The 13,875-nt window shown below is 54.5% G+C and carries 5 protein-coding genes and 1 pseudogene; 2 read left to right on the forward strand and 4 right to left on the reverse strand.

Translation table 11 applies throughout. The annotated features are described in order from the left end of the window. Positions 1–312: 312 nt before the first annotated feature. Entirely contained in the window at positions 313–8,085 is a 7,773-nt protein-coding gene (locus AAGA79_RS01340; RefSeq protein ID WP_411826985.1) for an autotransporter-associated beta strand repeat-containing protein, read from the forward strand. 51 nt (positions 8,086–8,136) lie between these two features. Here the strand turns inward: AAGA79_RS01340 and AAGA79_RS01345 are convergent. Together AAGA79_RS01345 and AAGA79_RS01350 are read right to left on the reverse strand one after the other, a co-directional pair. Then, positions 8,137–8,406 (reverse strand): annotated as a pseudogene (locus tag AAGA79_RS01345) (aconitase family protein); the annotation flags it as partial. Positions 8,407–8,633: 227 nt separating this feature from the next. After that, positions 8,634–8,897, reverse strand: a complete 264-nt coding sequence (locus AAGA79_RS01350) for a helix-turn-helix domain-containing protein (RefSeq protein ID WP_411826986.1) — start codon at positions 8,895–8,897, stop codon at positions 8,634–8,636. Between the two features lie 92 nt (positions 8,898–8,989). Between AAGA79_RS01350 and AAGA79_RS01355 the strand changes: the two genes are divergently transcribed. Further along, positions 8,990–10,084, forward strand: coding sequence for a serine hydrolase domain-containing protein (locus AAGA79_RS01355; RefSeq protein ID WP_411826987.1), 1,095 nt, complete (start codon positions 8,990–8,992; stop codon positions 10,082–10,084). Positions 10,085–10,544: 460 nt separating this feature from the next. Here AAGA79_RS01355 and AAGA79_RS01360 read toward each other — a convergent pair whose 3' ends face one another. Together AAGA79_RS01360 and AAGA79_RS01365 are read right to left on the reverse strand one after the other, a co-directional pair. Next, positions 10,545–10,913: a hypothetical protein gene (locus AAGA79_RS01360; RefSeq protein WP_411826988.1), complete on the reverse strand. Its 369-nt coding sequence runs from the start codon at positions 10,911–10,913 to the stop codon at positions 10,545–10,547. Between the two features lie 109 nt (positions 10,914–11,022). Next, positions 11,023–13,800 (reverse strand): bifunctional aconitate hydratase 2/2-methylisocitrate dehydratase, encoded by a 2,778-nt coding sequence (locus tag AAGA79_RS01365; RefSeq protein ID WP_411826989.1) that lies wholly within the window; start codon positions 13,798–13,800, stop codon positions 11,023–11,025. Between the last annotated feature and the right edge of the window lie 75 nt (positions 13,801–13,875).

Raw genomic sequence — 13,875 nt, forward strand, 5'->3', positions numbered from 1 at the left:
ATTACGAGGATTTTTGAAATGCCCGTTTGTCGCCTGTTGCAGGCGCAAGCGGGCATTTTTTTGATCATTTCCGGATCAATTTAGAAAAGTGTTCCACAAGCAGAACCTCCCCAGAATCGCCGGTTCGGCCTGTGTCTCCGTTGAAGAGATCCTACCGGAACGAACCCCAGTGTGCTATCTGGCTTTTTTTACTGGAAAAGTAAAAAAAATCCTAAGCTGTTGGACAAATTCCTCCTCAGCGTATCAGATTCACCCGACCCATACGGAGAATTGACATTTATGCTCTGCGAACCAAAAAAATCAGGAGAATTCATGAAAATAAGACGAATCGGCCCTCTCTCAATCCAAGAATTCCCCGGCCTGCTCATCCGCTGCCATCTCATCCTATTTTTAGTGCTCTGTGCGCCCGGGTCATTGTTAGGCCAGACGACGACCACTTACAATGACGGTGACACTAGTGCTGCTGCGATCGATACCAGCGCTCCGAATGATCCCACCACTTTAAGTATCTCCGGCGGATCAGCCACCCAGAGCGGTGTGATCTCTGGAACAGGTGGACTCACCAAGACCGGTTCCGGATCACTGACTTTGTCAGGTGCGAATACTTATACAGGTGAAACAATTGTTTCAGGGGGCACACTTGTGCTTGGAAATGCCGACGCCGCAGGTGTTGGAGGAAATCTGAGGGTGAACGCCATCCTTGATTTGGGCAGTTTGAACATCAACAAATTCTCGGTAATTGTGCAAAATGGCACGGTGGAGAATGGCACGCTGAACGCCGGTGGTGCGATACAAATGCAAAACGCCACGATCGATGCGGTTATTGCTGGAACGGGCTACCTGAGAAGCTTAGGAGCCGGAACCAGTACACTTTCCGCCGTTAATACCTACACTGGTGCAACAGTGGTTGATGATGGCACAGTCAGTATCACTTCTACGGGCAGCATCCTTACGACTTCAGGTATCACCATCAACGGCGGAACGCTCAGTGTGGATGGCGCGGGAGGCAATGCCATTGCTGACACGATGGCCATCACCAACACGTCGGGAAGCTTCACTCTTACCGGCAGTGATGAGACGATTGGTTCGATCTCCGGCGCCGGAGATATCAATCTGGAGGACAATACCCTGACGACTGGCGGTGACGGCACTTCGACAACCGTCTCCGGAGTAATTTCCGGTGCGGGTGGTGGTTTGACCAAAGCAGGCGCTGGGACACTGACGCTCTCCGGTTCGAATACGTATACGGGTGCAACCACGATCAACGCAGGAACCCTCACCGCTTCCAATTCAACGGCACTTGGAAACAACAGTGCCGTGACGGTATCCGGTGGCGGGACTCTGAATCTCACCACCGATTTAAGTATCGGCTCGCTGGCCGGATCAGGTGCTGTGACAATGAATGCCAATACCTTGACCGCAGGTGGCGACAACACATCCACGAGTTTTTCAGGGATCATTTCCGGAATAGGTGGATTCACCAAGACCGGTTCCGGATCACTGACTTTGTCAGGTGCGAATACCTATACAGGTGAAACCATAGTTTCAGGAGGCACACTTGTGCTGGGAAATGCCGGTGCCGCAGGTGTTGGAGGAAATCTGAGAGTAACAGGAAACTCCACTCTGGATTTGGGTAGTTTAAGCATCAATAAATTCTCAATAATTGTGCAAAATGGCACGGTTGAGAATGGCACGCTGAACGCCAGTGGTGCGATACAAACGGGCGGTGCCGCGATCGGTGCCACGATCGATGCCGTTATTGCTGGAACGGGCTACCTGAGCAACTTCGGCGGAACTACTACACTTTCCGCCGTTAATACCTACACTGGTGCAACCGTGGTTGATGATGGCACAGTCAGTATCACTTCCACGGGCAGCATTCTTACGACTTCAGGTATCACCATCAACGGCGGAACGCTCAGTGTGGATGGCGCGGGAGGCAATGCCATTGCTGACACGATGGCCATCACCAACAACACATCGGGCAGCTTCACACTTACCGGCAGTGATGAAACGATTGGTTCGATCTCCGGCGCCGGAGATATCAATCTGGAGGATAATACCCTGACGACTGGCGGTGACGGCACTTCTACAACCGTCTCCGGAGTCATTTCCGGTGCGGGTGGCGGTTTGACCAAAGCAGGCGCTGGGACACTGACGCTCTCCGGTTCGAATACTTATACGGGTGCAACAACGATCAACACCGGAACCCTCACCGCTTCCAATTCAACGGCACTCGGAAACAACAGTGCCGTGACGGTATCCGGTGGCGGGACTCTGAATCTCACCACCGATTTAAGTATCGGCTCACTGGCCGGATCAGGTGCTGTGACAATGAATGCCAATACCTTGACCGCAGGTGGCGACGGTACCTCCACAAGCTTTGCAGGGATTATTTCCGGAACAGGTGGATTCACCAAGACCGGTGCCGGGTCACTGACTTTGTCAGGTGCGAATACCTATACAGGTGAAACCACAGTTTCAGGTGGAACATTGGTGCTCGGAAATGCCGATGCCGCAGGTGTTGGCGGAAATCTGAGGGTGCAGGGAGGTTCCATCCTTGATTTGGGCAGTTTGAATCTCAATAAATCCTCAGTAATTGTGCAAAATGGCACGATTGAGAATGGCACGCTTAATACCAGCGGTACGATACAAATGCAAAACGCCACGATCAATGCGGTCATTGCTGGAACGGGCTACCTGAGCAGCGTAGGAGCCGGAACCAGTACACTTTCCGGCGTCAATACCTACACTGGTGTTACCGAGGTTGGAGGTGGCACACTCAGTATCACTTCCACGGGCAGCATTCTTACGACTTCAGGTATCACCATCAACGGCGGAACGCTCAGTGTGGATGGCGCGGGAGGCAATGCCGTTGCTGACACGATGGCCATCACCAACACGTCGGGGAGCTTCACACTTACCGGCAGTGATGAGACGATTGGTTCGATCTCCGGCGCCGGAGATATCAATCTGGAGGACAATACCCTGACGACTGGCGGTGACGGCACTTCTACAACCGTCTCCGGAGTAATTTCCGGTGCGGGTGGTGGTTTGACCAAAGCAGGCGCTGGGACACTGACGCTCTCCGGTTCAAATACCTATTCGGGTGCAACCACGATCAACGCAGGAACCCTCACCGCTTCCAATTCAACGGCACTTGGAAACAACAGTGCCGTGACGGTATCCGGTGCCGGCACTCTGAATCTCACCACCGATTTAAGTATCGGCTCACTGGCCGGATCAGGTGCTGTGACAATGAATGCCAATACCTTGACCGCAGGTGGCGACAACGCATCCACGAGTTTTTCAGGGATCATTTCCGGAACAGGTGGATTCACCAAAACGGGTAGTGGAATCACTACCTTGACCGGAGCCAATAGCTACACCGGAGGTACGAATCTTACGGCAGGCACATTTGTGATTGGTAATAATGCGGCATTTGGCACCGGTAACCTGACCATCGGGGATGGCACAAACCTAGGGGGAACGGGAGCGTTCCGCATTACAAACGACATAGCGATTAACGGAGATTTCTCCGTGGCACCACGCAACACCCTGCCTTCAATCAGCTCACTCGAACTGGACGGCGACGTGGCGCTTGGCAGTAGCACCCGGACCATCACGAACACTCTGGATTTTTCCAACTTTGAATTTGGCCAGGTCAACTTCGGTGGGGTGATTTCAGGAGGTTCCGGCACCGGACTGACTTTGGCTGACAACGGGTCTACACCCGGTGCCAACGTCGTGTTTTTCCGTTTTGACGGAACCGGCGCGAATACTTACTCCGGCGACACAACAATCGGCTCCAACGTCTCCCTCTCATTGGAGAAAACTGCTGGTGTAAACGCGATTGCTGGCGACGTGGAGGTCAACAGCGAGGCCGTTGTCGCAATTGTTAACAGTGAACAGATAGCGAACAGCTCGACCGTCACACTGAACGGCACCGGTCGTCTCCAGATTGGTATCGACTCGGCAGTTCCAGTCACCGAAACAATCTCCAGCCTCAATGACGACGGGAGCGGGAGCGGGGTGGTTGAATTGGCTGGCAATGGCTCCACCGGCAGCAACCTGGTGGTATCCAATGGAAATTTCTCCGGGGAAATCAATGGTGGAGGAGCAAACTCCGTTTCGCTCATAAAAACCGGCACGGGCACACTTACCCTTTCCGGAGCCAATACCTACCTCGGTGGCACCACGGTGAGCGCTGGAAAACTCCTGGGTAACAACCTGACTGGTAGCGCCACCGGAAACGGTGCGGTTCAGGTGATGAATGGTGCCACCCTAGGCGGCTTTGGTAACTTTGCAGGGGACGTGACGATTGAAAACGGTGGGCGTCTCTCTCCCGGAAACAGCCCCGGAACCCTGACTACCGGCAACCTAACTCTCAATGCGGGCTCCCAACTCGACTACGAACTCGATAGTCCAGGTATCGTGGGTAGCGGAATCAACGATTTGGTCCTCGTAAACGGGAATCTGGTGCTGGATGGGATTTTGAATATCGCCGATCTCGGATCCTTCGGCGTCGGAGACTACCGTTTGTTCGATTATACAGGTGGTCTCACTGACAACGGGCTCCTCTTTGGCGTAATGCCCGGCTTGTTCGATCTGACGGTGGATACCTCTACTATCAATGAGGTCAATCTCTCGGTTGCGGCCGCTACTTCCCAGTTCTGGAACGGTTCCAACACTTCCCCGAATGGCTTGATCAACGGCGGCACAAGCACATGGGATGCTGCGACGAGCAACTGGACTAATACGGGAGGCAACGCCAGCTCCGCCTGGGCGGGAGGTCTGACTGCTGTTTTTTCCGGAACCCCGGGAACCGTCACAATTGCCAATGGATTCAGCGCCGATCCCAAGGCCCTCGATTTCCGCACTGGTGGATACACACTTGAAGCAGCCGGAACCGGTCAGCTTTCCCTCGCCAATCCGACGGGAATCTCCACCACGATCGGTACCACCATCATAAGCGCCCCGGTTACCGGAAACGGCGGTATCACAAAGCTCGGTGCAGGCATTCTTGAGTTGACCGGAGCCAATACCTATCTCGGCAGTACCACAGTGAGCGCTGGAAAACTTCTGGGTAACAACCTGACTGGTAGCGCCACCGGAAACGGTGCGGTTCAAGTGATGAATGGTGCCACCCTAGGCGGCTTTGGTAACTTCGCAGGGGATGTGACGATTGAAAATGGTGGGCGCCTCTCTCCCGGAAACAGCCCCGGAACCCTGACTACCGGCAACCTAACTCTTAGTGCGACCTCCCAACTCGACTACGAACTCGATAGTCCAGGTATCGTGGGTAGCGGAGTCAACGATCTGGTCGTCGTAAACGGGAATCTGGTGTTGGATGGGATTTTGAATATCACCGATCTAGGTTCCTTCGGCACCGGTGAATACCGCTTGTTCGATTATACAGGTGGTCTCACTGACAACGGGCTCCTCTTTGGCGTAATGCCCGGCTTATTCGATCTGACGGTGGATACCTCTACTATCAATGAGGTAAATCTCTCGGTTGCGGCCGCTACTTCCCAGTTCTGGAACGGTTCCAACACTTCCCCGAATGGCTTGATCAACGGCGGCACAAGCACGTGGGATGCTGCGACGAGCAACTGGACTAATACGGGAGGCAACGCCAGCTCCGGCTGGGCGGGAGGTCTGACTGCTGTTTTTTCCGGAACTCCGGGGACGGTGACAATTGCCAATGGATTCAGCGCCGATCCCAACGCACTCGATTTCCGCACCGGTGGATACACTCTTGAAGCAGCAGGAACCGGTAAGCTTTCCCTCGCCAATCCGACTGGAATCACCACCGCGATTGGTACTACCGTCATAAGCGCCCCGGTTACCGGAAACGGCGGCATTACAAAGCTCGGTGCAGGCAGCCTTGAGTTGACCGGAGCCAATACCTACACGGGCGGCACAACGGTAGATGATGGCAACCTTGTCATCGGAGATGCAGGAAGCATCGTAAACTCTAGTGGAGTCAACGTGTATGGCGGAGCGAGCCTGACCCTGAGCAACGACGATCAGCTGGGCGACGGCATTATACTGAGCCTGAACAACGACAACACAGGTGGTTCCTTCCTCAACCTAGGTGGTAATGAAACTATAATGGCATTCACCGACAACGGTAGCAGCACCATCGGCGGGGTCGGCACACTTACTGCCAATGAGATCAATTTCAATAGCACCACCACGCTCACCGATACTGTCGTAGTTTCCACCAATACGATTAACTCCCGCGGCCAAAGTAAGCTGAACGGCAATACTACTTCGACCACCTTCAACGTAAACGGTGGCACAGTAACCTTGGGCGACAATAACAAGACAACAGCCAACGATCTCAATATTGCAAGCGGCGGCACCTTAAATGCCACCAAAGGCCTACTTGACGCTGACACGATCGATCTGCTGGGAACCCCAGCTACCCCTAACGCCAAAATATTCCTCAGCGACAACGATACCTACAACGTCCTCCGGGGTAACGGCACCATTAACCCGACGGGTGCGACTTTCACCAATAACGTGATCCTGGCCGCTGGCGATGCAAACGGCACAAGTGCGATCGGTCAGATCATAACCGGCGGTAACTATGTGGAGAACGGGAACTTGGTCATCGACTTCGACCCGCTCACCTCCACGGCGGACAACATCCGCGCAAATGGCGGCACCGTCACGCTCACCTCTGGCAGCGTGCTGAACCCGTATGATATCTCCGGTGGGAACGTCATGGGCATAGGCCAGCGCATCAACATCATTAACACCGGTGGCACTGTGATCAGCGGGGGCTTTGGGGAAATCACTGATGGAAACAACACCGGTCCCAGCGGCTCAACGGACCCCAACCAGTTTTTCTTCGACGTAGGCACCGGGAACATCGTAGGACTCGGGCTGATCAATAACCAAGGGCCAGACAACTACGGCGGAACCTCCAACCAGACCAAACTGATCACCGCCCTCACTGACGCCGCAATCGACACCGCGGGAAATTACAACAGCGCTGACGGTGGAGCGGGAACAACCCTCGATCTGCTCTATGGCGGTTCCACCACGGTCGGCCCGATCACCTCAGTGCAGTTGCTCGCGGGGCTCAATGAACTCTCCCCGGCAGGTTATGCCGGAGTGCTCGATTACACACTGCAGTCCACCCGCAGCTACGTCCGAAACGCGACCCGTACTTACGCACCTTCCGATGCAGGTGTCCGCCGCGTCCCTGTTGGCTATAGCTCCGCTGAACCGGAAGCTCCGTTGATGCTCGTATCATCGGGAATGGAAAGGGATGTTTTCGCAGGCTTTTCCCAGCTTGATGTCAGCGCGGACTCTAACGTTGTGGGTGAAGATTACCGCCTGAGAAGCTACGGCGGCTATACCGGGTTGCGCATATCACCCTCAGCTGCCTACCAGCTGGGGTTCTTCCTCGCTGTAGACGAGGGATCGGTGGATGCTACAGGCCTGAATCTTGATACAGACGGCGTCGTTTTCGGTGCCTTCGGTCGTTATGACCAAGGGTCATTTTACACCATTGCCAGTGCTTCTTTGGCTCAGTATGAAATCTCCGGACAGCGAAACGTATTGGGTAGTAGCCTTCGGGTGCCAGGCCATGATGCGGATGCTTTCCAACTTGGAATCGAGACTGGATACACGGTCTACGACAGACCGGACTTCCAGATCACGCCCAAGATCGGCCTTCAATATCTAAGCGCGGACGTCGATGGATTCACCGAAACTGGTGGTCCCGGTGCTCTCACCGTTGCAAGCCAAGGTGAGGACTCGCTACTTATGGATATGGGCGTCCTATTCACCTACGCACCCAAGATGCAACGCTGGGGACTCGAAGGGGAAATAGGTTGGGAGCATGATTTCAATGATACTTCCCGCCCTGTTTCAGCAAACTTCGGAGCCGGTGGAGCTGCTTTCACTGTAATTTCTCCCGGACTAGGTGAAGATGCTTTATTCATGGGGTTGCGCGGTCACTATGATTTGACCGAAAGTCTACGCTTCGGAGCCGGATATCGCGGCGAGCTGCGCGATGAGTCCAATGTCCTGCACTCGATCGACGCCCGCTTCACCTGTACCTTCTAGGATATGGGTTGCGGCCTAAGATTGAGGTGAGTAGGACTCTCCTTTCTAGCGTTCTGAGTCTTCTCCTACGCGGCCTTGGAAGAGGCGGGTGGATGTGGCCATGACGGTGTCGCCTTTGGCGGCTTTCTCCTGGTTGCCCGTGCAGAGGTTACAACCGGGCGCTCGATATACATCATGTTCTCATACTTGGTGCGGGCGTCGGTTTTTGGGCGTCGTTGTTGAATTCGAAGACCGAGTATTTCTGCAGGATGTCCCAGTCCCCATCGGCTTTTAGCTCTCGATGATGTTGTAGGTGGGTGCTGCGACTACGAGGGGGGATTTCACTTCGCCTTCATTCTCTTCGACGATTTCGTCGAGATTGACTTCGAATTCGGCGAAATACTTGGCGGTGGCTAATGAACCAAGAGCCTTGATGATTATTTCCCTGGGATCCGATGCTCAGGCACAATCCTGCAGGTTGATGGGCGTGCCAATGAACAGGCTGAGGAGGCATGAGATCTCACAAGGTATTTTCACCATGCCCACCTATGCCCATGTGATCTATCCGGTTAGGAAATGTTAAAATGAAACACCTGACCCCTTTTATTTTCGGCTTGGGCAAAGACCTCGGCGAGCGGGGTGTCGGCGAGGCGGCAGATAGCCATAAGGCGATTAAGCGGGATGCTCGCTTTGTTGAGCATTCGTTTGACGGTGGGGAGGGAGAGGTTGAGCGAGTCCGCGACGGTTTGATAGCCGAGACGACGTTCTTTGAGAATTCCTTTGAGGGCTTCGAGGAGATGAGTGGCGTTCTCGTGGTCGGACTGGAGGCTCATTCTCGGATGGGATTGGTATCAGATTATGATGCCATAGTGAATATGGGCTCAATATCTTGCTAAGAAGCCCTTGCTTACCCAATCCTCAAGTTATGAAGTTCAAAAAGTGGTTTGCTGTATTATTGGTGGGGTGCGGACAAAGCTGTCTGCTGGCGGAAGAGCCGGTGAATCTTTCCGAAGATGTTGCTGGATTGTTAAAAGATTCGGATGTGCCGTCGATGGCTGTTGCTGTGCTTCAGGATGGAGAGGTGATTGCGGCAGGAGCTTGGGGAATCCGGAAGGTGGGTAAGAAAGATGAGGTGACCGTTGAGGATAAGTATCACTTGGGTTCTTGTACGAAATCGATGACGGCGACGCTGGGAGCGGTGTTGATCGAGGAAGGGAAGCTGAGGTGGGACACGACGGTGAAGGAGGTTTTCGAAGGCGTGAAAATTCATGAGGGGTATCGTGAAGTGACTTTCGAGCAACTAGTCACGAATACGGGAGGTCCTCCGGGCGATATCGAACCGATCTTATGGGCTGAACTTTGGGAGGGACGGGGAAGCGAGAGGCGGCAACGAATGCAGTTGGTGAAGGGCGTTTTGGAAGGGCCTCCTGCCTACGAGCCGGGAAGCAGAAATGTGTATTCGAATGCGGGGTTCTCAATAGCGGGCGCGATGCTAGAAGAATTACTAGATCAATCGTATGAAGAGCTGATGGTGGAGAAATTGTTCGAGCCGCTGGGGATGGAATCGGCTGGATTTCGAGCTCCGTCAAAGAATCGTAAGGTGGATCAACCCTATGGGCATATGATGGAGGGTGAGAAAGTGGTTCCTATCGACCCAGAGCCTAGAGGAGATAATCCTGCGGCGATCGCACCGGCTGGTGCGGTACATTGCTCCGTAGGTGATTATGCCAAATATGCTTTGATGCATTTGGGTTCTGGAAAGCAGCTTGTGACGAAGGAGACTCTGGACTTACTACATGCTGCTCCAAAGGGAGAAGACTATGCCAAGGGTTGGTTCGTGATGAGGAACGGTGTTTTAGCTCACGAGGGTTCGAACACCATGTTTCATTCGATCATCGTGCTGTCACCGAAGAATCAGTTCGGGGTGGTTGCTCTGTGTAATTTTGGTGGCGATGAGGGGTCGGAGAAATGCAATGAGGCGGTGGAGTTGATGATGGCGGAGTTTGGAAAGAGGCGCTAGGGGGCAGCTTAGAGAACCTGATCTGCAAAGAACCCGTTGAGTGTTTATAGACTCACTGATCGGAGGCTCCATTGAAAGACAATCTACTGATTTCAATTCGCCCTGCGGCCTCTTCTAGTTCTCTCTTATTTCTCTGGGAACTAATGATAGGTGAAGGATGCCTCGGCGAGGCATCCCTACCGTTGATCGGCGGGTAAAAGTGGCCTTGACGGGGGGAGGTGCACGGAAGGTTTTTTGAGGTAGGGACGCCTCGCTGAGGCGTCCTAGGGATGGTCGTGGGAATGGACGGTGAATTTCTCGACGAGACATCCCTACCGCCGGTTAGCGGGTTGATTCAAGGATGCCTCGCCGAGGCATCCTTACCCTATGGGTTCAGGTGGGGTAGGATGTCGTGGTAGTATGGCCAGTCGGAGGGATGTTCGATGAGGTCGGCGCGGACTGGGTTATTCAGGATGTAACGTCATTTTGCTATTGCGTTATCCTGGTTGCGTAGGCGGTGGTCGAAGAAGCCCGGTTGCCAATCGATATTGAGTTGGCGAGCAGTGTATCTTTTCCAATCGGCCATGGTTTCCTTCATCCTTTTCTGTCCGTCGAAGTGGAAGATGCCATGCAGGTGGTCTGGCATGGCTAGGAAGAGGGTGCAGTTCCAGGTGCCGGAATCGTTTCGTCGGGTGACGGTTTTCAAGAGGGAAGGCCAGATGTTGTCGTTGGCGAGTTGGTTGGTTCCGCGTTTTTGGCAGCAGATGGTCAGGAAGAAGACCGGGTTCGGGTCGGCGACAGTTTCCGGGACGTCGTGGCGGAGCCATTTACGTCGCGGGAGGTCGGACATGGGGAAACGAGGGGGTTTGTTTTTGGTATGGACGCCTCGGCGAGGCGTCCGAAGGTTGGTTGGCGGATGTCTCGCCGAGACATCCCTACCTGGGGATCCCTACCTTAGATTAGTTCGCGACCATTTCTTTGATTGGTGGTGCGAATTTGGTTAGGTCGATGCCTTGGACGGCGGTTTTGTATTCCGCGAGATCCGGGGTTCTTCCCAAGATGGAGGAGAGGACTACGACCGGGGTGGAGGAGAGTAGGGACTCGCCTTTTTTGCGGTCTGAGTCTTCTACTACGCGGCCTTGGAAGAGGCGGGTAGAGGTGGCCATGACGGTGTCGCCTTTGGCTGCTTTCTCCTGGTTGCCCATGCAGAGGTTACAGCCGGGGCGCTCGAGATACATCATGTTCTCATACTCGGTGCGGGCGTTGGGTTTCGGGGCGTCGTCGTTGAATTCGAAGCCCGAGTATTTCTGCAGGATATCCCAGTCGCCATCGGCTTTGAGCTCGTCGATGATGTTGTAGGTTGGTGCTGCTACTACGAGGGGGGCGTGAAATTTCACTTCGCCTTCTTTCTCTTCGACGTTTTTGAGCATCTTGGAGAGGATTTTGAAATCGCCGATGTGAACCATGCAGGAGCCGACGAAGCCGAGATCGACTTTCTTACTGCCTCCGTAGTAGGAGAGGGTGCGGATGGCGTCGTGGGTGTAGCGCTTGGAGACGTCCTCGTTGTTCACATCCGGGTCGGCGATCATTGGCTCGACAATCTCGTCGAGATCGACGACTAGCTCGGCGTAGTATTTCGCTGTGCTGTCCGGGGCGAGTGGTGGTTTTTCCCCGGAGCGGACTTCGGCGATGCGCTTGTTGGCTTTGTCGATGAGGCCTTGGAGAACCTTTGGCTCGTTGTCCATGCCTTTGTCGATCATGACCTGGATGCGGCTTTTGGCGATTTCCAGGGACTCGATGAGGGTTTCTGGCTCGGAGATGCAGATGGAGGCTTTGGCTTTCATCTCGGCAGTCCAGTCGGTGAAGGTGAAGGCTTTGTCTGCCTGCAGGGTGCCGATGTGGACCTCGATAATGCGGCCTTGGAAGACGTTGTCGCCGCCGAATTTCTGGAGCATCTGGAGTTGGGTGGCGTGGACGACGTCGCGGAAGTCCATGTGCTCTGCCATCTGGCCTTTGAAAGTGACTTTCACGGACTCGGGGATAGGCATGGAAGCTTCTCCGGTGGCGAGTGCGAGGGCGACGGTGCCGGAGTCTGCGCCGAAGGCTACGCCTTTAGACATGCGGGTGTGGGAGTCGCCGCCGATGGTGATGTCCCAGTCGTCCACGGTGAGGTCATTGAGGACCTTGTGGATGACGTCTGTCATGGCGTGGTAGCCGTGGCCGGGATCGCGGGCGGTGATCATGCCGAAGCTGTTCATGAAGGCCATGAGCTTGGGGATGTTTGCCTGGGCTTTTTTATCCCAAACGGAGGCGGTGTGGCAGCCTGACTGGTAGCCGGCATCGACGATGGGGGAGATGACGGTGGCGGCCATGGCTTCCAGCTCCTGCATGGTCATGAGGCCGGTGGTGTCCTGTGAGCCGACGATGTTTACTTCTACGCGGACATCGGAGCCGGCGTGGAGGACGGCGCCGGGTGTGGTGCCGACAGCGTTGCGGTTGAAGATTTTCTCAACGGCGGTGAGGCCCTGGCCTTCTTTGGTGACTTCCTTGGAAGGGGAGAAGACGAGTGGTGTCTCGATGCCGAGTGTCTTGGCGGCGAAGGTCTGGAGTTTTTTCCCGAAAACGACGGCGTAGGAGCCACCGGCTTTCATGAATTCCATTTTCTGAGGCGTGAGCGCTTTGGAGATGTCGATGAGTTCCTTGCCTTCGGCATCGCAGAGCTTTTTGTCTTTGATGTTGATGGTGAGCACGGTTCCTGTCTCCACGGAGTAGGCCTGCTCGAGGATTGTGTCACCGTTTTCGTCTTTGACGGTTTTGCCTTCGGCGTCGGTTTTTCTAACCCAGTTCTGGAGATCGAGGCCGATGCCGCCGGTTACGTCAACGGTGGTGAGGAAGATCGGCGAGATGCCGTTGGTGCCTGCGACGATAGGAGCGTAGTTGACGAAGGGGACATATTTGGAGGCTTGCTTGCCTGTCCAGAGGGCGACGTTGTTGACGCCGGACATTCGGGAGGAACCAACGCCCATGGTGCCTTTTTCGGCGATGAGCATAACGCTCTTATCCGGGTGGATTTTCTGGAGGGCCTGAATGGCTTCCTGTGCTTCCGGGGAGATGAGGCACTTACCGTGCAGTTCGCGGTCGGAGCGGGAGTGTGCCTGGTTACCAGGGGAAAGGAGGTCGGTGGAGATATCGCCTTCGCCAGCGATGAAGGTGACGACTTTGACTTCCGCGGGAACTTCCGGGAGCTTGGTGAAGAACTCGGCGGCTGCGTAGCTTTCGAGAATGTCTTTGGCGATGGCGTTGCCGGATTTGAATGCGCTTTCGAGGCGCTCCATGTCGGCATCGTAGAGGAAGAACTGGGTTTTGAGGACTTCTCCGGATTGCTTGGCGACTTCTTCATTTTCGCCAAGGGCGAGGTTGAGAAGGGATTTCATGGAAGCTCCGCCCTTCATGTGGGAGAGGAGCTCGAAGGCGAAGGTGGGTGTGATTTCAGCAACAGTTTCGTTGCCGAGGATGATTTCCTCGAGGAAACGAGCCTTTTCTCCAGCGGCGGGAGTGGTGCCGGGGAGGGTGTTGTAGATCAGGAAATTGAGGGAGCCTTCGCGGTGTTCGTTGGCGGGATCTTTGATTTGCGCGATGATCTCAGATGTGAGTTCGCCGCTGTCGATCGGTTTCGGGTGCAGACCTTCGGTTTTGCGTTCCTCGATTTCTTGTAGATATTCCAGATACAGGCTCATGATTAGGTAAATTTTAGGGAATCTATGGGTAGAGTTTCTGGCAATAGGCTTATAAATGGCGGGTGGTTTGTCAAA

Source organism: Luteolibacter sp. AS25 (assembly GCF_046736275.1).
Taxonomy (GTDB): domain Bacteria; phylum Verrucomicrobiota; class Verrucomicrobiia; order Verrucomicrobiales; family Akkermansiaceae; genus Luteolibacter.